At 33.7% G+C, this 21,662-nt stretch carries 29 protein-coding genes; 19 read left to right on the top strand and 10 right to left on the bottom strand.

Annotation, left to right across the window (positions count from 1 at the left end; translation table 11 throughout):
- Positions 1 to 26: 26 nt before the first annotated feature.
- From AC22L0_RS04810 to AC22L0_RS04835, 6 genes are all read left to right on the top strand, one after another.
- The gene (locus AC22L0_RS04810; RefSeq protein WP_001013935.1) at positions 27 to 800 is read left to right on the top strand and encodes a flagellar basal-body rod protein FlgG; all 774 of its coding nucleotides are present in this window, start codon (positions 27 to 29) and stop codon (positions 798 to 800) included.
- Between the two features lie 117 nt (positions 801 to 917).
- Positions 918 to 1,628 carry an alanyl-tRNA editing protein gene (locus AC22L0_RS04815; protein WP_000205398.1) on the top strand — a complete coding sequence of 237 codons (711 nt, stop codon included), beginning with the start codon at positions 918 to 920 and terminating at the stop codon, positions 1,626 to 1,628.
- Positions 1,629 to 1,645: 17 nt separating this feature from the next.
- Positions 1,646 to 2,482 carry a TrmB family transcriptional regulator gene (locus AC22L0_RS04820; RefSeq protein ID WP_000343380.1) on the top strand — a complete coding sequence of 279 codons (837 nt, stop codon included), beginning with the start codon at positions 1,646 to 1,648 and terminating at the stop codon, positions 2,480 to 2,482.
- Entirely contained in the window at positions 2,475 to 3,200 is a 726-nt protein-coding gene (locus AC22L0_RS04825) for an AzlC family ABC transporter permease (RefSeq protein ID WP_487272158.1), read from the top strand. Before AC22L0_RS04820 ends, AC22L0_RS04825 begins: the two co-directional genes overlap by 8 nt.
- Positions 3,191 to 3,502 carry an AzlD domain-containing protein gene (locus AC22L0_RS04830; RefSeq protein ID WP_087966000.1) on the top strand — a complete coding sequence of 104 codons (312 nt, stop codon included), beginning with the start codon at positions 3,191 to 3,193 and terminating at the stop codon, positions 3,500 to 3,502. Before AC22L0_RS04825 ends, AC22L0_RS04830 begins: the two co-directional genes overlap by 10 nt.
- 62 nt (positions 3,503 to 3,564) lie before the next feature.
- Complete coding sequence (locus AC22L0_RS04835; protein WP_000602244.1) at positions 3,565 to 3,735, top strand: DUF3951 domain-containing protein; 171 nt, start codon at positions 3,565 to 3,567, stop codon at positions 3,733 to 3,735.
- Between the two features lie 25 nt (positions 3,736 to 3,760).
- Here the strand turns inward: AC22L0_RS04835 and AC22L0_RS04840 are convergent, their stop codons facing one another.
- The 5 genes from AC22L0_RS04840 to AC22L0_RS04860 form a co-directional block, all read right to left on the bottom strand.
- Entirely contained in the window at positions 3,761 to 4,120 is a 360-nt protein-coding gene (locus tag AC22L0_RS04840) for a hypothetical protein (protein WP_002100887.1), read from the bottom strand.
- A gap of 121 nt (positions 4,121 to 4,241) precedes the next feature.
- Positions 4,242 to 4,826 (bottom strand): dienelactone hydrolase family protein, encoded by a 585-nt coding sequence (locus AC22L0_RS04845; protein ID WP_000660115.1) that lies wholly within the window; start codon positions 4,824 to 4,826, stop codon positions 4,242 to 4,244.
- Positions 4,827 to 4,828: 2 nt separating this feature from the next.
- Entirely contained in the window at positions 4,829 to 5,164 is a 336-nt protein-coding gene (locus AC22L0_RS04850; protein WP_000168851.1) for an antibiotic biosynthesis monooxygenase family protein, read from the bottom strand.
- Positions 5,165 to 5,348: 184 nt separating this feature from the next.
- Positions 5,349 to 5,528, bottom strand: a complete 180-nt coding sequence (locus AC22L0_RS04855; protein ID WP_001025731.1) for an H-type small acid-soluble spore protein — start codon at positions 5,526 to 5,528, stop codon at positions 5,349 to 5,351.
- 66 nt (positions 5,529 to 5,594) lie between these two features.
- Complete coding sequence (locus tag AC22L0_RS04860; protein WP_087965998.1) at positions 5,595 to 6,809, bottom strand: helix-turn-helix domain-containing protein; 1,215 nt, start codon at positions 6,807 to 6,809, stop codon at positions 5,595 to 5,597.
- A gap of 119 nt (positions 6,810 to 6,928) precedes the next feature.
- On the opposite strand from AC22L0_RS04860, the gene AC22L0_RS04865 reads away from it, so the two are divergent.
- On the top strand, positions 6,929 to 8,197 hold the full coding sequence (locus tag AC22L0_RS04865; protein ID WP_087965997.1) for an MFS transporter: 1,269 nt from the start codon (positions 6,929 to 6,931) through the stop codon (positions 8,195 to 8,197).
- 113 nt (positions 8,198 to 8,310) lie between these two features.
- Positions 8,311 to 8,835 (top strand): COG3014 family protein, encoded by a 525-nt coding sequence (locus AC22L0_RS04870; protein WP_000736437.1) that lies wholly within the window; start codon positions 8,311 to 8,313, stop codon positions 8,833 to 8,835.
- Between the two features lie 40 nt (positions 8,836 to 8,875).
- Here AC22L0_RS04870 and AC22L0_RS04875 read toward each other — a convergent pair whose 3' ends face one another.
- The gene (locus AC22L0_RS04875; protein ID WP_001050594.1) at positions 8,876 to 9,769 is read right to left on the bottom strand and encodes a LysR family transcriptional regulator; all 894 of its coding nucleotides are present in this window, start codon (positions 9,767 to 9,769) and stop codon (positions 8,876 to 8,878) included.
- A 162-nt stretch (positions 9,770 to 9,931) separates the two neighbouring features.
- Between AC22L0_RS04875 and AC22L0_RS04880 the strand changes: the two genes are divergently transcribed.
- From AC22L0_RS04880 to AC22L0_RS04900, 5 genes are read left to right on the top strand one after another with little or no spacing between them, the layout of a single operon-like run.
- Complete coding sequence (locus tag AC22L0_RS04880) at positions 9,932 to 10,924, top strand: ABC transporter ATP-binding protein (protein ID WP_000351800.1); 993 nt, start codon at positions 9,932 to 9,934, stop codon at positions 10,922 to 10,924.
- Entirely contained in the window at positions 10,902 to 11,927 is a 1,026-nt protein-coding gene (locus AC22L0_RS04885; RefSeq protein WP_048568545.1) for an ABC transporter substrate-binding protein, read from the top strand. The genes AC22L0_RS04880 and AC22L0_RS04885 overlap by 23 nt, the downstream gene beginning before the upstream one ends.
- Before the next feature lie 12 nt (positions 11,928 to 11,939).
- Complete coding sequence (locus tag AC22L0_RS04890; protein WP_087965994.1) at positions 11,940 to 13,610, top strand: ABC transporter permease; 1,671 nt, start codon at positions 11,940 to 11,942, stop codon at positions 13,608 to 13,610.
- Positions 13,607 to 14,869, top strand: a complete 1,263-nt coding sequence (locus AC22L0_RS04895; RefSeq protein WP_137070146.1) for an MBL fold metallo-hydrolase — start codon at positions 13,607 to 13,609, stop codon at positions 14,867 to 14,869. The genes AC22L0_RS04890 and AC22L0_RS04895 overlap by 4 nt, the downstream gene beginning before the upstream one ends.
- 20 nt (positions 14,870 to 14,889) lie before the next feature.
- Entirely contained in the window at positions 14,890 to 15,723 is an 834-nt protein-coding gene (locus AC22L0_RS04900; RefSeq protein WP_016109712.1) for a hypothetical protein, read from the top strand.
- 53 nt (positions 15,724 to 15,776) lie between these two features.
- On the opposite strand, the gene AC22L0_RS04905 is transcribed toward AC22L0_RS04900, so the two are convergent.
- On the bottom strand, positions 15,777 to 16,199 hold the full coding sequence (locus AC22L0_RS04905; RefSeq protein ID WP_000214592.1) for a YfmQ family protein: 423 nt from the start codon (positions 16,197 to 16,199) through the stop codon (positions 15,777 to 15,779).
- 41 nt (positions 16,200 to 16,240) lie between these two features.
- On the opposite strand from AC22L0_RS04905, the gene AC22L0_RS04910 reads away from it, so the two are divergent.
- The 5 genes from AC22L0_RS04910 to AC22L0_RS04930 all read left to right on the top strand — a co-directional run bounded on the left by AC22L0_RS04910 (position 16,241) and on the right by AC22L0_RS04930 (position 19,065).
- On the top strand, positions 16,241 to 16,357 hold the full coding sequence (locus tag AC22L0_RS04910) for a hypothetical protein (RefSeq protein ID WP_001987133.1): 117 nt from the start codon (positions 16,241 to 16,243) through the stop codon (positions 16,355 to 16,357).
- A gap of 65 nt (positions 16,358 to 16,422) precedes the next feature.
- Complete coding sequence (locus AC22L0_RS04915; protein ID WP_000108701.1) at positions 16,423 to 16,584, top strand: hypothetical protein; 162 nt, start codon at positions 16,423 to 16,425, stop codon at positions 16,582 to 16,584.
- Positions 16,585 to 16,820: 236 nt separating this feature from the next.
- The gene (locus AC22L0_RS04920; protein ID WP_087965992.1) at positions 16,821 to 17,912 is read left to right on the top strand and encodes a serine hydrolase; all 1,092 of its coding nucleotides are present in this window, start codon (positions 16,821 to 16,823) and stop codon (positions 17,910 to 17,912) included.
- A 116-nt stretch (positions 17,913 to 18,028) separates the two neighbouring features.
- Entirely contained in the window at positions 18,029 to 18,604 is a 576-nt protein-coding gene (locus AC22L0_RS04925; RefSeq protein WP_087965990.1) for a histidine phosphatase family protein, read from the top strand.
- An 89-nt stretch (positions 18,605 to 18,693) separates the two neighbouring features.
- A complete protein-coding gene (locus AC22L0_RS04930) occupies positions 18,694 to 19,065 on the top strand; it encodes a hypothetical protein (RefSeq protein WP_000461766.1) in 372 nt (123 codons plus the stop codon).
- A 39-nt stretch (positions 19,066 to 19,104) separates the two neighbouring features.
- Here AC22L0_RS04930 and AC22L0_RS04935 read toward each other — a convergent pair whose 3' ends face one another.
- Genes AC22L0_RS04935 through AC22L0_RS04945 form a run of 3 tightly spaced genes read right to left on the bottom strand, consistent with a single transcriptional unit; the run spans position 19,105 to position 20,700 of the window.
- Entirely contained in the window at positions 19,105 to 20,016 is a 912-nt protein-coding gene (locus AC22L0_RS04935) for an alpha/beta fold hydrolase (protein ID WP_114159456.1), read from the bottom strand.
- Positions 19,977 to 20,306 (bottom strand): DUF3147 family protein, encoded by a 330-nt coding sequence (locus AC22L0_RS04940; RefSeq protein WP_000545642.1) that lies wholly within the window; start codon positions 20,304 to 20,306, stop codon positions 19,977 to 19,979. Before AC22L0_RS04940 ends, AC22L0_RS04935 begins: the two co-directional genes overlap by 40 nt.
- Positions 20,290 to 20,700, bottom strand: a complete 411-nt coding sequence (locus AC22L0_RS04945; RefSeq protein ID WP_001059784.1) for a MarR family winged helix-turn-helix transcriptional regulator — start codon at positions 20,698 to 20,700, stop codon at positions 20,290 to 20,292. The genes AC22L0_RS04940 and AC22L0_RS04945 overlap by 17 nt, the downstream gene beginning before the upstream one ends.
- A gap of 122 nt (positions 20,701 to 20,822) precedes the next feature.
- On the opposite strand from AC22L0_RS04945, the gene AC22L0_RS04950 reads away from it, so the two are divergent.
- Positions 20,823 to 21,650 carry a PP2C family serine/threonine-protein phosphatase gene (locus tag AC22L0_RS04950; protein WP_087965988.1) on the top strand — a complete coding sequence of 276 codons (828 nt, stop codon included), beginning with the start codon at positions 20,823 to 20,825 and terminating at the stop codon, positions 21,648 to 21,650.
- The last annotated feature ends 12 nt before the right edge of the window (positions 21,651 to 21,662 follow it).

Below are 21,662 nucleotides of genomic sequence, written 5' to 3' on the forward strand. Positions count from 1 at the left end.
AAGGCGCTTGCCTTATTCAAACGAATATGAACGGTCTTTATATAGGTTCTATGGGCATGATGAATTACATGCAGCGCATTAATGTTCATTCGAATAACGTTGCAAATGCTCAAACGACAGGATTTAAAGCAGAAAATATGACGTCTAAAGTATTTGATGTACAAGACACATATCGCCGCGGAGATGGGGCGGTAACAAATATCGGTTCGGTCGATTACGCTGTAGTACCAGCTGCAACGCATGTGAATTTAGTACAAGGAAATATACAAATGACAAATAGCGCTACAGATTTCTTTTTAGATGACGGCGCGGCCGGCACAACATCATTTTTCGTTACTTCTAAAAATGATGAAACGTTTTTAACGAGAGATGGTAGTTTCACATTAAATAGTGATCGTTATTTACAAACGTCATCTGGTGCTTTCGTAATGGGAGAGAATAATGAACGTATTCGTATTCCAGAAGGAGCAAAGGTTGCTGTACAAGCAGACGGTACATTATATGATGAAGTAACACAAAATAATATTGGTCGTTTACAAACAAAAACAGTAGATGCAGAAACGAATGCTCGTCTCGTACAACGTGAAAATAAAAGCTTTACACTAGCAGAAGGAAACATTGCTAATTTACCGAACGGAACAGGAATAGTAAAAAATCATATGCTAGAAAATTCAAATGTAGATATGACGAAAGAGATGGCAGATCTTATGACAGATCAAAAGATGATTCAAGCATCACAGCGCGTTATGACGTCATTTGATAAAATTTATGAAAAAGAAGCGAATGAAATATTGAGATAGTGGACTCCTAATAAAGGAGTCTTTTATTAATTTTAAATTTCAGAATTATCAATTGACTTCACGGAGTTTCTTTTTTATATTAGTAGGTATAACTATAACTACTAAAGAGGTGAGAGTATGACAACGGCATTATATTTAGAAGATGCATACAAAACGAGTTGCGAAACAGAAGTGATAAGAGTAGAAGGGAATAAAGTATTTGTAAAAGAAACAGTTTTTTATCCAACTGGTGGAGGACAGGAATGTGATACGGGTGTCATTGTACAAGATGGGTCTGTATTTGAAGTTGAAAAAGTAAAGAAGGAGCAAGGAGAAATAGTTCACTATATAAAAGATGAAGCTCAAGTAAAGTTAGGTCCAGTTAAATTAGAGATAAATTGGGAAAGACGTCATAATTTAATGCGTCATCACTCTTTACTGCATCTTATCGGAGCTGTTGTTTATGAAAAGTATGGAGCTCTATGCACCGGAAATCAAATTTATCCTGATAAAGCACGTATCGACTTTAATGAGTTACAAGAGTTATCGAGCGTGGAAGTAGAAGAAATTGTTGAGGAAGTGAATAAACTTATTAAGCAAAATAAAGAAATTTCCACTCGTTATATGAGCCGCGAAGAAGCAGAAAATGCTGTAGGAATGATTAAAACAGCAATAAATCTCCTGCCAACTACTATCCAAGAAATCCGCATTGTTACAATTGAAAATTTAGACGAACAAGCTTGTGGAGGCACACATGTGAAAAATACGAGTGAAATAGGAACACTTGTTATTGATAAAGTAAAAAGTAAAGGGAAGCAAAATCGTCGTTTTGAAGTAAGAGCGATTTAGATTGTGAGGGGTTACCGATGGATGAAATTATAAAGGAATTACAAAAGTTAGGATTTTCCCAATATGAATGTAAAGCGTATATTGGATTGTTAAAACATTCCCCAGTAACAGGCTATGAAGTAAGTAAACAAACAGGAGTACCTCGTTCTATGATTTACGAGGTACTCGGTAAGTTAATGGATAAAGGAGCGGTGCATATTGTACCTTCTGAACCAGTTAAATATGTACCAGTACCAGCTACGGAATTAATGAATCGAATGCGAAAAGACTTTGAGAAGTCCTTTGAGTTTTTAGACCAGAAATTAAATGGTTTAGAACAAGAAAGACAGATTGATGTAATTTCGCATATTCGCTCAAATGATCGTGTTTTAAAAGAAATATGCAATATAATTGGTAGAGCAAAGGAAGAGTTATGGATTTCTGTATGGGAAGATCAAGTGCATGAAATTGAGCCATACATACATCAAAAGGAAGAGGAAGGTGTGAATATATTCTCAATCTTATTTGGAGCTCCAGAAACAAAGATAGGAGCGACATTTCACCATAATTATATGACGCCCCACGTTGTTGAAAAGAGAATGGGTGGTCATTTAACTGTTATTGCTCGTGATGGAGAGGAAGTATTAATTGCGAACTTTTCAAATGATAGCACTTCATGGGCCGTTACAACGTATGACCCAGCGCTAGTTCTCGTTGCTACAGAGTATGTGCGGCACGATATTATGGTTGAAGAAATCACGAAGGAATTTGGGGCGGATAAGTTAGATACGTTATGGCGTGAAAATATAGATTTAGTTCATGTCGTAACAGGAAAACGAACTTTAGAAGGAATGGAGGATGATAAGGATGAGTAAAGTTCAGGCACATGTAGCTTTGCAGAGCGATGATACATTTCAGCAAGGAGTAAAAGATTGTTTACCAACTGTATTTGGTTACTTGAGCATCGGTATAGCAGCTGGTGTAATTGCAAAAACAGCTGGTTTCTCCATCATTGAAATTGCATTTATGTCCACTTTAATTTATGCAGGTTCTGCCCAATTTATATTAGCTGGTATGTATGCAGCCGGTGCTCCTGCTTCCGCAATTATTTTTACTGTATTTTTTGTTAATTTACGCCATTTATTAATGAGCGCAGCGCTTGCACCGTACTTTACGAAAATTCCTCTATTTAAAAACTTAATCATCGGTTCTCAAATTACAGATGAAACGTTCGGTGTTGCAGTGCAGCATGCAGCGCAAAAAGGATATTTAGGCGAAAGATGGATGATTGGGCTAAATGTAACGGCTTATTTAAACTGGATTCTTGCTACTATTATCGGCGGGCTATTTGGTGAGTGGATACCAGATCCACATACATACGGGATGGATTATGCATTACCAGCAATGTTTATCGGATTATTTGCACTTCAGCTCATAAGTAGTAAACCAAAGCTAGCAATTCATTTAAGTGTTGCAATTGTAGCGATTATTATCGCATACGTTTCACACTTATTTATGCCAGATAGTATAGCGGTTATTATCGCAACATTACTAGCTGCGACGATTGGAGTGTTGATTGAAAAATGGAAATGAGATTAGACGTATTATTACTTTTATTAGGAGCAGGAGCTGTTACACTCGTGCCACGTATTTTACCTCTACTCGTATTTAGTAAACTACAAATTCCAGAATGGGGTTTAAAATGGTTAAATTACATACCAATTGCAATATTAGCAGCACTTTTAGCACAAGTTTTATTTATGCACGAGACGATGCAGTGGGATTATCTTATTGCAGCAATTCCAACATTTCTTGTAGCGATATATACTCGTAGTTTATTAGGTACAGTATTAACAGGAGTGATTGTGATTATTTTGTTACGTTTCTTTTTCTAAAAAGGATTACGCTCATATCATAGCGAAAAGTGTAATAACATAAAAAATATAGGGGTGGTGTTATGATACTTTTAACGATAGGAGCAATTTTGTTAACGTTGTTTATTTTCTTTATTATCGGTTTCGTTACGTTTATGATGTTTGTTGATAAGGCGACACCTCAAATATATTATACACCTTGTGAATCAGTGACAGTGAAAACTAAAGGTAAACATAGAAGGAAGAAAAGTTGAACGTTAGCTTTTCTTCCTTCTTCTATTACATCCCCGAAAGAACTAACAACAATAATCCAAATAAAAAACTAGTCAAGGAAAGAAAACCGATACATATGGAGAATACACGATTATTTCCCCATTCACGCCAGAAAGTTATAAAACCTAAAATACAAAGGAAAAACCAAATGGGTAAGAATATGAACTCACTAACTTTCTCGGGGAGTAGCGAATAAAAAGTTGTTACATATAAGATCCAATTAGTAAAAAATAAAATGCAAACGATAATAGATTGTAAGTAGGGGCGGTTGAAAAATCCTCCTTTTTTTACGGTTATAAAAATGATAGTTAGCGCTGAGATAAAGGCAATGAGTATGAAAACAAGTAAGAGTAATGTCAGCGTCATTTGAGTCTCCTTCATAAGCTTGTTTTTATCCTGCATTAACGGGCAGTAAGACCCCCGCCTCAAAATTCAGCGTAAGAAAAGAGGTTATGTGGGGGATGAACAACCCCCACTGATTAAAGTTTCACTTTACAAGAAATGAATCTATTAAATTGTATGCTTGTTTTGTAGAGTGCTCGTTATATTTTTCAGTGTACGGATTTAGAAATCCATGTTCACCGTGTAGTTGTTTTATTTCTAATAAAGGGTTATTCTGTTGCTGCAATGTTTGAATGAAAGAGGATACTGAAAAACTAGCTTCTTTTTCAGGGAATATAAGTAATGTAGCGCATGTAGGCTTTATGTGAACATAGTCGCGTATACGAGAACCGTAACATCCGATAATAAAATTTATTTTCGGATTGTTACTACATAGCCATGAGATGGTAGCTCCAACGCTAAAGCCGATAAGTCCAATATGTGTATAACTACTAGAAAGATGAGAAATGAATTCTTCAATTTGCTTTTTTCCATCATCAAATCCAATATGATTTACAAAATGTTCATATGCCTTTTCTTCATCACGATAATGAAATGCATGTTGTAAGTGTAGAAGATTAGGACAGAATACGTCTATATGAGATGAAGTAAAGTGCTGGGTAACGTGATGCATATGGTCGTTCACACCATATATTTCATGAACAATAACGAGAGCTAATTTTTCCTTCATAGTTATAAAGTACCTCTATGAAACTTAAATTCTTTCTCAACAAGACAAATACGCAGGTGGAAGTTTTCATACCATTGCTCACGACCTCTTTTTTTCGCTTCTTTATGTAAGGTGTTCTTCTTCCAATTTTCAATCGCATCAAGTGATTCCCAATAAGAAATTGTTATTCCGAGTCCAGAATTACCTCGTGCACTTTCTACACCTAAAAATCCAGGTTGTTGCTTTGCAAGTTTCTCCATTTCTTCGGCAACGGTATTATAGTCTGTTGTATCATTTGATAAATTAGAAGTGAATATAACTGCATAATAAGGCTTGTTTTTTTCTAAAGTAGATGCCATTATTTTTCCTCCTTAATGTATAGTACGAATAATTAATCCATAGTTTGTATTTTAGCAGGTCACAAAAAGAAAAGAAGTAGAAAATTCTTATTTTTTCAGCTCATGTAAAATAAAGGGTTGAAGAAATTTATAATAAGTAATCTGAAAGAAGAAAAATGCCACTTCAAAAGAGAAGTGGCATTTCTTATATTTCCTCTAAGCTATTAACTGGAACAGTTAATTCGCGTCCTGGGTTTTTTACTTCATATATGCGGGCGGTTTCATTGCTTTCATCGACGTGTTGAATCATAACAGGCATGCCTTGAAAATTGACATTGGCTTGTTCTGCTGACATAGAAAGCTCTATTGCACGTTGTATATTCATTTATATTCCTCCCATCATTATTATTTTTGCTAAAAAAGAGGAATAATATACCATTTAGAGACATTCTTAAAGTTTTTGTATTATTTGTAATGTTTCTTTAATAAATGAAGTGAAGATGGAATCAGGATAGCTATCTATTGCTTGAACGGCTTCTTTTGCCTCTTTTAAGGCAGATTTTTTATCTTGAAGTTCTATATAGCAAAGGGCACGATAAGACCCAGCTGTTAATACCCACGATTGATCAAGTGGATGACTCATATAATCTGGTATGGTAGCGTGTTTTAATATTGCCAAAGCTTCCTTATAACGTTTTAAGCCATACAAAGATTTTCCTTTTTCAAGATAATATAATCCATCTTCTTGAAAGATTGGTTCATCTTTTAGTTTTTCTCGAAATTGTTCTAGATGTTTTAATGCGATTGTATATTCATTAGTAATTGTGTTGTAATAGTATGCTTTTAAAATATCAATAATTGCGATGGATAGAATATCTTCTGTAAAAATGGCAAATTGCTCAGATTTTTTTATGTAATATAAATATTGTTCTTTATCAGCTGTAATGACTTTTTGGTAAGATAAAATCCGGTAAAATTCATCTGTTTTATAATACACTTGATGCTTTTTTGAAAATGCAAGTGCATCTAAAATGACTTTTTCACATTTTTCATAATTGCCGTATGCGAGTAAAATAATGGCTTCTTTTAAGTATAGTTGTATATGTGTAATCAGATCCATTTCTAAATTCTTTGCTTTATATTCATCACGAATTGTAGCAATCATCTGTAAACATTCTTTATATTTTTTACGTTTGAAGAGCATATAGTAAAACAGTAGTTTCGTTTCAGTGCTTTCTCGATATAAAGTATATTTTTCAAATATAGAAACAGCAGTTTCAACGTAATATTCAATATGATAATCGTTCATAATAACTGCTCCTGTTAGGAACTGTTTATATAAGCGAGCTGTATTTAAAGTAGAAGGTAGCTCTGTTTGAACGATAGGTAGTAAAGTCTTGTATACTTCATCGCATTTATTTGCTTTTATTAATGGCTCCATTTTTTGAATGAGTTCTACAATTTCTCCTTCATCTTCTTCTAATAAAAAGCTCATTTCACATTCAAGTTTTTCAGCAATATATTGTAATGTTTTCATAGAAGGTGTAGCTTTTCCATTTTCAATTTGACTTAGCATACTTTTTGTGAGTTCTGAACCTGCTAGATCAGTTTGAGTAAGCTTTTTTTCTTTTCGTAACGTTTTAATTTTTTCACCGAGAGTAGCCATATAATTGCTCCTTTATAGTTAGAAAGTTAAATGTCATTAAACTTTTTGTTGTAAAAATTGGAAAGTTAATTATATAATAAGTTTAACACAATTTAACTTTTAAGGGGAGAGTGTCAAAAATGGGGGATATAAGTATAGGACAACATGATTCAAGAATGAAGATTGCAACGAGAAATATTATTTTAATGATGATTGGGAAAATGACGTCTTTATTAGGCGCAAGTATTTATACGTTCGCAATGGGGTTATACGTATTAAAGACTACTGGTTCAGGGATGGGGTTTGCAACTACGCTCGTTTGCGGATCACTTCCAAGGATGATCTGTGGTCCAATTGCTGGTGCTGTAGCAGATCGCGTCAATCGAAAATGGCTTGTCATTGGTACTGATTTATTAAGTAGTTTAACGATGCTTAGTATGTTTATTCTTGCTACTATATTTGGACCATCACTTCTTTTTATTTATATTTCAGCAGCATTATTATCAATTTGTGCAAGTTTTTATTCCGTTGCATTAACTTCGTCTATTCCGAGTTTAGTAGATGAAGGACGTATTCAAAAAGCGAGTGCTTTAAATCAAACGGCGGCTTCTTTATCAAATATTTTAGGGCCGATTATTGGCGGGATTGTATTTGGTTTCTTTTCAATTCAGTCGTTCTTTTTGTTGAATAGCATTACATTCTTTTTAGCAGTTATTTTGCAATTATTTATTGTATTTGATTTATATAAAAAAGAAGTGGCTGAGAGTAAAGAGCATTTCTTGACGAGTATAAAAGAAGGTTTTTCATATGTAAAACGAAAACATGAAATATATGGTTTAATGAAAATAGCATTGTGGGTAAACTTTTTTGCGTGTGGTCTAACCGTTGCACTTCCATACATTATCGTACATACATTGCATTTATCTTCAAAGCAACTTGGTACTGTAGAGGGAATGTTAGCAGTCGGGATGTTAATTGGTGCGATTGCTTTATCGGTGCGTAAAGAAGTGAATAATCCGTTTCGTTCAATTTATACTGGACTGTTTTTGTTTGCAGGTTTAAGTTTATGTACAGTCTTTCCGTTGTTAGTTATCATTCCAAAAGTAGCAAGTTTTATTTACTATATTGCTTTTATGATGTTAACTGGTATAGCAATTATGATTGTAAACATTCCAATGCAAGTACATATGCAAAAAACGACAGATCCGAGCTACCTAGGGCGTGTGTTTGGCCTACTTGAAACAATTGCGACTGCAATCGCACCACTTGGTATGATTGTATATGGACTACTATTAGATATGTTGCCAACTAGCATTGTTATGATGACATTAGGCGTAGGTTTATTGTTAGTTGTATTAGTAGGAGTAAAGAAGCATGTAATGAAAAAGCAAGTGGATGTGTCTGTCTAAAAGGAAATGTGACTTAATAAAATAAAAATGACTAAATTAGTATTTTAGTTTTTGAAACTCTTTTTCATGTATGTTAAAGTAAAGTGAGCTTGCAAAGAAAAGGAGACAACAGCATGAAAAAATTAAGTTTTGTTATGCTTTTTCTATTAGTCGTAATGGCTGGATGTAGCAATTATGACACATATATTGAAACAGGTATGCAATCATTGAAAGATGAAAAGTATAGTGATGCAACAATGTGGTTCGAAAAAGCAGAAAAAGAGAAATCAGGAAATGAAGCGAAATCATATAAAGAAGTTGCTGAGAAAATGGATCATGGAGCAACAGCATTAAAAGACGGTAAGTATTTAGAAGCGAAAGACATTGCAAATGAAGTGTTACAAAAGAAAAAAGATGATGAACTTGAAAAAGCTGTAACATCAAATGCAGAGAATATGCTTCAAAAAGCAAAAGATGTGGAAGAGAAAGTAAATGAAAGAGTGGCAAAGCGTAGAAAGGTAGAAGAAGAAGGAATCGATAAAATTATTAAAGCTGTCGATAGTATAGATGAAGTGAAAGAAAAAGAGAAGAAAGTATCAGAAGCATTAGATAAGGCTGAAGAGGCGCAAGCAAAAATTGAGGCAAAGAAAAATAAATAGATTTATAGTTTAAAAGGCTGTCGTGCATAACGACAGCCTTTTAATTTTTTGTTGCAAATGAAGTGATGCTCTGTAGTAAAAAAGAAATGATTTTAGAATTCCATCTGTCCTCATGATGAATCGTATAAATATTACGCTGAAATTCAAATTCAGGGATTGGTATATAGCATAGCTCATTTCGTTGTATTTCTTGTTCGATAGCAAGTTTAGAAATCAAGGCAATTCCATTACCATATTTTAAAATTTGTTTCATCGTTTCTAATGAATCTAATTCAATTTCTGATTGGAATGTAATGTTGTGCGCTAACGTCCATTGTGTAAGTAAATCTCTCGTTGTAGATGGGTTACGATGCAATAGTATGCGTTCCTTTTCTATATTTTGTAACGATACATTGTCTTTTTTTGAAAAATGATGTTCTTTGGAAAAGGCAAGAACAAGTGTATCGGGCATTATATTCGTTTGTTTTAAAAGTGGTTCATCAAATGGAGCAGCGGAAATTATCCCAAGATCGATTTCGTGATTTTGTAGCATCATTCGAATTTCAGGGGCTGTTTTCACTAGTAGCGTTATTTTTATATTGGGAAATTCACATTGAAATTGATGAACGACTGCTGGCAAAAGATAAGTCGCTGGTACATAACTAGCGCCGATTGTTATAGCACCTTTATGAAAATCTTTAAACTCTTGCGTGACACGTCTAGCTTCTTTCATAAGTGCATCTATTTTACAAGCATAATGGTGCAAAGCCTCACCAGCCTCTGTTAAGAAATACCTTCCAGAACGTAATTCGAATAAAGACACACCGAGTTCTTCTTCTAAGCTTTTTATATGAAAAGTAATAGTTGGTTGTTTAACGCCAAGTTTTTCTGCAACGATTGTAAGCTTTTTGTATTTCTTAATAAGTACTACAATTTCTAATTTTAAGAGATTCATTATGAATTGCCGCCTTTTTTATTTTAACTATAGAAAAAATCTATAGAAATAAATAGTTTATTAGAAGTTTTTTAATTTAATCTTTACAGTACATTAACATTAAGTATAAATCTTCCATATAGAATGAAAGCAGGTTAAGAATGAGGGGAGAGAGGTGAGACGATGGATATTAAAATTAATGGATTAGAAAAAACATTTGGAAAAACACAAGCGTTAAAGCCGTTGCAGATTGTAATGAAACAAGGGGAATTCACTACACTTTTAGGACCTTCGGGATGTGGGAAAACGACTTTACTTAGAATGATAGCAGGACTTGAAGAACCGGATAAGGGAGAAATATACTTTGGAGACCAGTGCATGTATTCTGCTACAAAAAAGATAAAGACATCTCCTCATGAACGGAATATCGGTATGGTATTTCAAGATTTTGCTTTATGGCCGCACATGACTGTTTTTGAAAATGTTGCATTTGGTTTAAGAGCTACAAAGCAAACGAATCATTTACGAGAAAAAGTAGAAGATGCAATAAAGCGAGTTCGCCTGCAAGGTATGGAGAAAAGGTATCCACACGAACTTTCTGGTGGACAGCAACAACGTGTCGCATTCGCTAGAGCAATTGTAACAAAACCTCATTTTATTTTGTTTGACGAACCGCTAAGTGCGCTCGATGCAATTTTGCGAGAAGAAATGAGAATAGAGCTTATGGATATCGTTCATTCCATTGGTTTAACTGCACTGTATGTCACTCACGACCAAACAGAAGCAATGTCAATGTCAGACCAAATTATTGTCATGAAACAAGGAGCAGTATTACAAAAAGGAACACCCGAAGATATTTATGTGAAACCGTCTCATGAATTTGTTGCCAAATTTGTTGGTAAGGCGAATTGGCTTGTAGAGGGTAAAAAAATGGTTCGTCCAGAGCATGTGAGCTGGACGAAAAATGAAGTGTGCGAAATGTATACAGGTGAAATTAAGCACGTTACATATGTAGGAGAACGGTATGAAATAAAAGTAAACATGGGGGCACTCGGAATATGGACAGCTTATCACAATAGTAAATTAAGCATCGGGAAACCAGTATCGTTATATGTACCAAAAAAATGTATTCATCATATAGGGGGAGAGTCGTATGAAGAAATTCAGTTCGCTTAAGTCTTTATTTGTATGTACTTTACTATTTTCTACTGTAGTAACAGGTTGTAGTTCAAAGACAGGTAATGCAGATGCAAAAAGTAAAAATATGAATGAAAAGAAAATTGTTGTATATAGTGCAGGGCCAAAAGGGTTAGCAGAAAAAATTCAAAAAGACTTTGAAAAGAAAACTGGTATAAAGGTGGAAATGTTTCAAGGGACAACTGGTAAAATTTTAGCGAGAATGGAAGCTGAAAAGAAAAATCCAGTCGTTGACGTTGTCGTACTCGCTTCCTTACCAGCGATGGAAGGATTAAAGAAAGAGGGTCAAACGTTAGCTTATAAAGAGGCGAAACAAGCTGATAAGCTGCGTTCTGAATGGTCAGATGATAAAGGACATTATTTCGGGTATAGTGCTTCAGCATTAGGGATTGTGTACAATACAAAAAATGTGAAGACGGCGCCTGAAGATTGGAGCGATATAACGAAAGGAGAATGGAAAGGGAAAGTGAATCTTCCAGATCCAGCACTTTCAGGTTCAGCTTTAGACTTTGTAACAGGATACGTGAAAAAGAATGGACAAGATGGATGGAATTTATTTGAGCAGCTTAAGAAAAATGAAGTTACAGTAGCAGGAGCAAATCAGGAAGCGTTAGACCCAGTTGTAACAGGTGCGAAAGATATGGTCATTGCGGGTGTTGATTATATGACGTATAGCGCAAAAGCAAAGGGTGAACCTGTTGATATTGTATATCCAAAAAGCGGAACAGTTATTAGCCCACGTGTAGCTGGGATTATGAAGGATAGTAAAAATGTTGAAGGTGCAAAAGAGTTTATTGATTATTTATTATCCGATGATGTACAAAAACAAGTTTCTAAAGCGTATTTATTGCCTGGTAGAACAGATATAAAAGCTGAAAATAGACCAAATGTAGAAGAGATTCCAGTATTAAATATTGATTGGAAAACAGTTGAGAAAGAGCAAGATGAAATAGGAAAACAATTTAAGAAAGTATTTCAATAAGATGGTGATTCCATGGTAAATCGATTCGTATCAGTAAGACAAGTTGGAATGACGGTAGCGTTATTACTTGTGGCGATGTTAATCGTCATTCCACTTTTTCTTATTTTATTTTCTAGTGTATATGAAAATAGCAGTTGGAATTTTTTAAAGCCTTTTGAAGTGATGCAGAGTGGTGGATTAGCTGGGATTTTTCTAAATTCGATGCTTCTAGGTGCACTCGTTGTAATAGGTGCTACAATATTTGCATTTTCATTGGCATTTATTATGAGCAAAACAGATGTAGGAAAGTATAGTAAGTTAGATATTGTTTTTATGATTCCATTTATGACACCGCCGTATATTGGATCGATGGGCTGGATTTTGTTCATGCAACCTAACGGCTATTTTGAACAATTTTTCCCGATGTTAAAGACAGTTTCATCATCGTTTTTTAGTTTAGGAGGTATGGTATTAATTATGAGTCTGCATTTATTCCCATTCCTTTATTTCATGCTGAAAAACACGTTACTTCAGATTGGGAGTAGTAAAGAAGAAGCTGCAGCAGTTCATGGCGGAAGTTTTTTCTATCGCTTAAGAAAAATAATATTGCCGTTATTAGTATCAAGTTATGTAATGGGTGCTTTACTCATTTTCGTAAAGACGATTGCTGAATTTGGAACACCGGCTACATTCGGACGTAGAATAGGATTCCACGTGTTAACATCAGAAATTCATAAATTTATTTCGAGTTGGCCAATTGATTTCAGTAGTGCAACAGCGTTATCTTCTTTATTACTTAGTGCTTGTATGCTCATTTGGTATATGCAAAATGTATTGAATCGAAAGTATTCATATGCAATGGTTAGTGGAAAAGGTGTGAAATCTAAAAGATATACTTTGTCTATATTTACGCGCGTTGTAGCATGGATGTATGTAGTTGGTTTATTAATCGTATCAATTGGAATTCCATACTTTTCTATACTTATTGCTTCTTTTTCAAAATTAAGAGGCGGCGGTTTACATGTAAATAACTTTACAACAAGTCATTATGAGGCATTGTTTACAATGGGGTCTCCGGGATTAGAGGCTTTATGGAATAGTTTTCTTTTTTCACTCGTAACAGCGATTATTGCGGTAATGATTGGAGTCTTTTTGGCACTTATGATTCGAAAGGGGAAAAAAACCTCTGAAAAATGGCTTGATATGTGCGGTATGTTACCGAATATGGTACCAGGAATCGTTATGGTTGTAGGTCTTATTCTATTTTGGAATTCACCATATATGCCTATGTCAATTTATAATACACCAATCATGGTTATCGTAACGTATGTTGTTCTGTTTTTACCTTACACGGTGCAATATGTAAAATCATCACTTGGACAAATTGATAATTCTCTCGTGCAGGCAGGAAGTATTTTTTCTGGAAATTATATTTATATTTTTAGAAAAATAATATTGCCTCTTATTATCCCAGGCATTCTTGCCGGATGGGCGATGACATTTACAATTTCAATAAGAGAGTTAGTAGCATCACTTCTCGTATTACCTCCATCAGTAGAAACGTCAGCAACGTTTATTTTTGCTCAATTTGAACAGGGTGAAGTATCTATAGGAATGGCGATGGCCGTTGTTTCTGTTGGACTTACAACAATGTGCTTATTACTGCTGCAACATATGGAGCAAAAGCGAAAAGGGGTAGCATGATGAGAGTGGAAGTATGGGGAGGAGCAGGAGAATACGGTCGCTCTTGCTATTTTGTAAAAAATAAAGAGACGAAAATAGTATTTGATTGTGGTATTAATCGATCTTATGAGAATGGTTATCCAAAAATAGAGAGAGAAGCTGTTCCATTTTTAGATGCGGTATTTTTATCACATATTCATGAAGATCATACGATGGGTTTACCTTTATTAGCGAAGTATGGCTATAAGAAAAAAATTTGGACGACTCGTTATACGAAGGAGCAACTGCCGTTATATTATGAAAAATGGAGAAACTATAATGTGATGCAAGGATGGAATTTACCTTATAGCGACCAACATATAAAAGATTTAAATTATGTATGTATTGATGAGATTAGCAATCCAAATGAATGGTTACAAATTACTCCTACATTGCGGTTTCAGTGGGGGTATAGTGGGCATGTATTAGGAGCTGTTTGGTTTTTAGTTGATATGTGTAATACATACGTATTTTATTCAGGCGACTATTCAGCAGAGTCTAATATACTACGAGCTAATTTACCTGAGAAATTGGGCCACAATATAAAAGTTGCAATTGTAGATGCTGCTTATCACACAGAGGATGTTTCGCAAAATGAAAGATTAGACGATCTATGTGCAGAAATTGAACGAGTTATGCAAAATGAAGGAATAGCATTATTACCGCTGCCACAACTTGGTAGGGCGCAAGATATAGTATTGTATTTATATGAACGATATAAAGAATTTCCGCTTATAGTAGATAAAGAAATTTTGGCTGGATTTGAAGAGATGTTCATATATAAAGGTTGGATAAAAAATAATGAAGAACTTAAATGGATTATGGAGAGTTTAAAAAGAAACATAATAGTTATGGATAATGACATTAGTATGCAAAATAGTTACGGAATAGTTGTAATGAGTGATGCGAATATGCAAACGAAACGAGCACAGTTATACTATGAACAACTTCGGAATGAAAAACGGAATGCCGTTATTTTTACTGGGCATATTGCGAAAGGGAGTTTTGCAGAAAAAGTTATGAAAGAACATGTAAGGAGTACATGTAGGGTGAAGAGAGTTCCGTATAAAGTTCACCAAAGTATAAGAGACGTTAAAGAGATGCTAAATACATTATTACCAGAACATACGGTGTTAGTGCACGCTTTGAAAGAGGATACGGATCGATTACAACAAAAGCTAAGTACAGCAGGGTATGAAAATGTATATTCACTTGCAATGGAACGTATAGAAGTCATTTGAAATGTAAAGGGGATAGGTATATGAAAAAAGTATTTGTATTCGTAAGCATTTTCTTTTGTTGTTTCCTTTATAACGTTAAGGAAGGGTTTGCAGCTAGTCCAATGAAACCTAGTTTTGAAGTAAAGTTATTATTGAAGCCAGAACAAGTATTAGGTGATAACAAAGAGATGAAGCAAGAGGTGCTAGAACATTTCCAGGCTGGTACAAAATATGAAAGAATACAAGTGCAATTTTTAGATACTGCGAATAAAAGTTTAAGCGAGGAAGGTTGGTTTGCTAGAATTCGAAAGAAAGAATTTAGTAAAGATTTTGAATTAACATATAAAAAAAGATATCCTATTCCAAATGGTGTAATTCAAGATGCACTAGAAGTAGCTAAAAAAGAAGGATTCGATAGTAATACGGATAGTTATGAGGCGGAAATAGATTGGGGATTTGAGAAGAAAACATTAAGCATTTCAAATAAGAAAAGTTACAGCGCTAAAGGATATGGGATACTTGATTTACCAAATGAACAAGCTGCTCAAAACATGTTAATAGAAAAATTACCAGGGAAAATGAACAAATGGTTGTATACAAATTGGGGAGAGGAAATGTTAAAGAGTTCCCGTATTTACGGTCCTGTATTAATGAAACGATATACAGGAGAGTTTGAAAACATAAAAGCAAATATTGAAATTTGGCCATTAAGTAATACCGGAAAATTAGAAGATGACTTCGTAATAGAAGTGTCATTTAAAACAAATGAAGAAAGTATTGCGACAAAGCAAAGGGAATTATTAATGGCGAGTTTAGAGAAAAAAGGCTGGTTGTTACCGAAAGATAGTTTGAAGACAGAGCTTATTTTTCAGTAAATGAGAAAAAAGGAATCCATATTTCGTGGATTCCTTTTTCCAATATATGAGTATTAAGCTAAGTCAGCTGACACGAACATATCACTATTTTGAAGGTTTTTAGAGCGTAAACTATAAGCAACTACCTTCTTTTTATATTGTTTTACAACATCAACATGCTCCTCGTGACTATAAATATAAAATGTAAAATTCTTTTTGCCACGTTTTGCATTGATAATTAAAGGCGTACCCTCATTGTGTGGTGGTGCATAATAGCGATCTAAAAATAAACCTTCGTTAAAATCATGAATAATTTTTGATTTCTGTTCGCCTTCTACGTTATTTCCATGAATTGTAATAGTCACATTCTCTTCTTCAAGTTTTGGATGTGTTTCGTACTTGCTAATAATGGATTCAATAACAGTGTTAGGAAGGCTAGAAACGATAATTTTAAATGCTCCAAATACAACTAACATTACAATAAACCAAGTCGTCATAGTATATCATCCCCTTTATTCTATTTAATAATATAACTCATATGGTAATAGTACATATGGTGAAGTTTTGTATAATTTGTGAAAAATATGCCATTTTCACGAACGAAATGTTAGAAAAATCAATTTTGTTACAAAAAGTTGAAATCGAAGTATTTTAAAAGAAAAAGGTTTATAATAAAAATATAACTAATAACCACATTACTAATTATAAGGAAGTGTAACTATGAGTACTGTAGCAATCGTATATGGTATTATTCTTTCCACAATTATTGTTTTGTTTTTCGTTGGGGTTTCACGTTATATTCATAAATGGAAAGAAGGCGTTGCGAAATTAAATCACATTGAAGAAGAACTTAGTGATTTAATGTTACATCATGGTAAGTAAACATTTATTTTTTAACTAAACAATGTGAAGAATATCACAAAACGTGCTTTCCTAATGAAGGCATGTTTTTTTGTTATGTGAAAGTTAGACATATTCATGAGATTTTCCATACAATACAGTGTGAAATAAAAAAATGATTCTTTGTTTGTAGGGATATTTATTCTTTTTTGTATAATTTTGTAATTCAGTTCGGTATAATTATGATATAGAAGGAAATTTGTTAGAGGGGGTATATTGTGAACATATTAAAGATTATAGGAATAATTGCAGGAGTCATTATAGTAGCTGTTATAGCTTTCTTTGTTATTATGAATTACTATTTGTCAAAAGAAGATCCTGATTACGTATTAAAGTACATAAAAGAACATAAAGAAGATGAAACATGTTCATTACTTATTAAAAGAAATGGAGAAGTATTAACTTCTATAAATGAAAATAAAAAATTGCCATTAGCAAGTATGGCAAAAATCATAATAGCAGTTGAATTTGCTAAGCAAGTGTCAGAAGGAAAAATCAATCGTGATGAACAAATTTCATTGCAGGAGCTAGAAAAATATTATGTTAAAAACACTGATGGTGGGGCACATCCTGATTGGTTAGAAGATGCAAATGCGAGAGAATTAGTGGAAAATGGACAAATCGCTTTAGAAGAAGTTGCAAAAGGAATGATTCATTATAGCTCTAATGCAAATACGACATATTTGTTAGATAAGCTTGGAATAGAAAGAGTAAATGATAGTTTAAAAGAGTTAGAGCTTACTAGTCATGACAAGTTCTCTTCGTATACTGCTTCACTATATATGAGAGGGTATGTAGAAAAAGAGCTTCATGAGCCAAAAAATCAATCGTTAGAAATGATACGTAACATGTCAAAGGAAGAATATAATAAACATGTGTTACAAATTCATGAATGGATGAAAGATGAAGAAGAATGGAAAAAACGGGATATTCCATTAAAGGTAGATATGGAATTTCAGCGAATTTGGTCAGATCGATTAGTGGGTGCAAACGCTAAAGATTATATGAGTATAATGGAAAAGATAAATAGTAGAAATTATTTTCCAAAATCAATGCAAGAAGAGATCGAGAACATTTTCAAAGGAACAGTTAAAAATAGTAAGTTCGAATATGCTGGTCAAAAAGGTGGTTCTACCGCATTCGTATTGACAAAAAGCTTGTATACTACAGATAAGAAAGGGGATAAAGTAGAAATTGTCATTATGTTTAACGATATAGAAGATCAAGTTTCATATCAAAAACTGAGAAATAATATAGATTATTTTATTCAAGATGCTATAACAGATGAAGAGTTTGGAAATAAATTATAATGAAATAATTTTATTATGTAAACAAAGGGGCACTTATGAAAAGTGCTCTTTTGTAATACAGGATTTTCCAATCTTATTATTGAATATAGATGGAAAATAAGATTGGAGGTTAAAAAATGACAACAATATATTTCGTTCGCCATGCCCATTCTACATATACAAAAGAAGAACGGGAACGATCTTTATCTGAAAAAGGGCACTGTGATGCAGAAAATGTAACGCATTTATTAAAAGATAAACATATTGATGTTGTTATTTCTAGTCCTTACAAAAGAGCAATCCAAACTGTACAAGGAATTGCGAATACATATAAATTATCAATACAAACTGAAGAAGATTTGCGTGAAAGATTATTGAGCACAGAGCCAGTATCAAATTTTAATGATGCTATGCAGAATGTGTGGAAAGATTGGAGTTTTGCATACGAAGGCGGAGAATCGAATGCTGTAGCACAAAAGCGCGCTGTAATATGTATACAAAATATATTAAAAAAATATGAAGGTAAGAATATTGTAATAGGTACGCATGGAAATATTATGGTATTAATAATGAATTATTTTAATTCGAAATATGATTTGGAGTTTTGGAAAACACTTCATATGCCTGATGTGTATAAATTAATTTTTGATAAAAATCGTTTCATTTCTGCTGAAAGAATAGAGAAAACAGGTCATCGGTTAAATATTTTGTAAAAGTTTATCAAAAAAAGAGGAAAGAGAGAAGTTATTGTAGAAGTATGACTTTGTAACATAAAAATTATATGTTAAAGGAGGCTGTTTACATGTTTGAGAAAGAGAAAGAAGGGCTTATTGAAGTTCACAACGTATATGAAATTGCACCAGCAGATGGAACAATTATTGGTATGGCAACAGAAGAAGAAATGGAAATTGCTGCTGAACTAGAGCTGCAGTACTATGCCCATTCTCGTTTGCTAGAAGCAAATATTCAGTTAGACGGTTCCTCCTATAAAGAGTTACTTCAGGAGTTCCAGGAGTACGAAAGAAAATCAATGAGCTTTTGGCGAGCAATACATAAGCGTTTAGCTGTGCCATGGGCATGGGTATTACGTATTGATGTTGCGAATGGCCCTATTTATGTAAGTAATGGGAATGCTTATTACGAAGAAATCGATGATGAAGAAGATTATGAATAGATAAGTAAGGAAGCAACTTTAGTTGCTTCCTTTTTTTATTTATAGAGATTGAACAGCCCCAATAATAATATCAGGCCGATCAATTTCGATTCCGTGACCAGCATGTTCGGCAAGTATATATTGGCTATGTATTGAGAGTTGTAATTGTTCATGGATCAGTTCTTGCCACATTGCTTCAAGTTGTGTTGCTTCCTCTTTTGGCATGCCACCATTAGTCAATTGAGTAATAGAATATTGAGGATCTCTACCGATAACGATTAATGGTATTTCTAATGTTTTACATAGCTCTTTTAGTGAGAGAGCACAGTTTTTCCACTCCGATAGTTCAGAAGCTGTCGCTTTATATAATGAAGGCGAGGTAGAGAATCCAATTTGCTGTTTTGATTGATCGGTGAGAATAGGTTTTAGTTCATTATAAAGTGTGTCTACATCCATTTTGGAGTATGTATTATATTTTTCAAGCCACATATCATCCGAGTCAGTTTGATCAGAAATTGGTAAATGAAGTTCATCTAAACGGTGTAAGTTCATCGAAGTAGAATCAACTAAAATAAGTGCTTGCAGCTTATCTTCATGTAACATCGCAAAATGTTGTGCACATAATCCTCCATAGGAATGACCGATTAGAATAAATGGCTCTTGAATAGCTAGTTTGTTTAGTAACATATGCAGCTCTTTTGTAACTTGCCTTATTGTACGTGGTTGATTTCCTAGCTCACTTTTCCCGTAACCTGGGCGATGGTATGAAACGACTGTAAAGTGCTGTGAAAGCTTTTTTATAATAGGAAGCCAATCATAAAATGAGCAACTCATTCCGGTTTGAATGACTACAGTTTGTTTACCACCTCCTTTTATATGTACTTCTATATTTTGCCCCATTATTTCTACAAATTTATGAATGTTAATTCCCCCTAAGCTTGAAATAATTTTTGAAAAGCAAAAACGATACACCAAACACCCATACCGAGTAGGACAGATGTACTAAGTGTAAATGAATTTTTTAAACCAATATAGACGATAAATAATAGTAGTGCTGATGCGGGGAATCCATATAATACTCCTAAAGCAAATTGACTCAATTCTTGTTTATTCCCGCCTTCGAATGAAATCCAAAATAGACTAAGTAAACTTACGAGAGGAAGAGCAGCAATAAAGCCACCTATCGTACTATAATGTTTGGCGACTTCAGTGATAACGCCGATAATAAGTGCCGAAACGATTACTTTAACGAGGAAATGCATATTTTGCCTCCTTCGCTAATAACGAAAATGCTTTTTCAATTAATTGTAGTTCTTCTTTTGATAACTGTGATTCTAATATTTTTATCTTTTCTTTATCTAGTAAAGTATGTTTTTCTAATACTTCAATTCCTTCAATTGTTAATGTAAGGTTTACCACTCTTTCATCTTTTTTATTTCTCTCTTTAACGATGAAACCCTTTTGAATAAGGCGCTTTATATGTTCAGATGCTGTGTTATGAGAAAGGCTAAGCTCAGTAGCGACTTTTCCAATTGTTATATCTTTCTCACGAGAAACGATTTGTAAAATACGAATTGCTTGGTGGGAAAGGTTGTCCTCGTATTCGTATCGTAAGTGATAATAAATGCTCTCCCAATGTTGATTAATGTTGTTCATAATAATAAATCCCCTTTTTTATATCGTATAGTAAGATATATTCGTCATTTTAGAAATAAAATCCTTTTATTTGGATAAAAAATGTTGAAAAAGTTTATTTTTATTGAAATATAAGGTAATCTATGTGTAAAGGTATAGATTTAGCAAGAGAGAGGATGATAGCTGTGAATACATTCAAATGGATGAGTCATGAACAGATGTATGTAGATGAAATACATGTTGAAAAATGTGGTCCTCTTTCAGTCGGCGTATATGGGGGAAATCAAGAAAGTGATGCATATGAACGAGGAGATGCGGTACTTGCTTGGTGGGACCCTGAATTACAATTTGAATTTGTTATGATTTTTGATACACACCACAAAACAAAAAATATTGATTATATAATAGAAGCGATTTCAGAAAGAAAAGAGAAATTAAAAGAGTTATTTTCCTATCCAATACATTTAGCTTTTCATCATACACATATGTACTTATTAGCGTTATTTACAGATGAGTTATTTATTAAAAAGTGTGATCAAGATGATGAGGAACTCGCTTGCTTAATTTGTTTACGAAAAGGCGAATTTTTATATTGGTTATCAGTTGGTGATTGTTTCGCGTATTTATTCCATTCTGAGAAAACGAAAAATGGAAAAGGACGATTAAATAAACGGAAAAATTACGAATATATTGGCAGGAAAAATATTTTTGCAGCAAATACACCTTGCTTTACGTCAGGTGTAAGGGGATTAGAAAAAGGAATGAATCACATTGTAATGGCAACAGATGGTATTTTAGAGTGTGACAAACGAAGGTTTGATGATGATCAATCTTTAGTAGAAATATTACATGACGGGAATAGCTTACAGATTGAGCCAGTATTAACAAATGTACTGCAGTGGAAAGGTAGAGACTGTGCCACGATTATTGGATGGTCTATTGATACTGATAATAAACAATGTGCTAATTAATATAAAAGGAGT

This window comes from Bacillus sp. LQ01, from assembly GCF_057624735.1.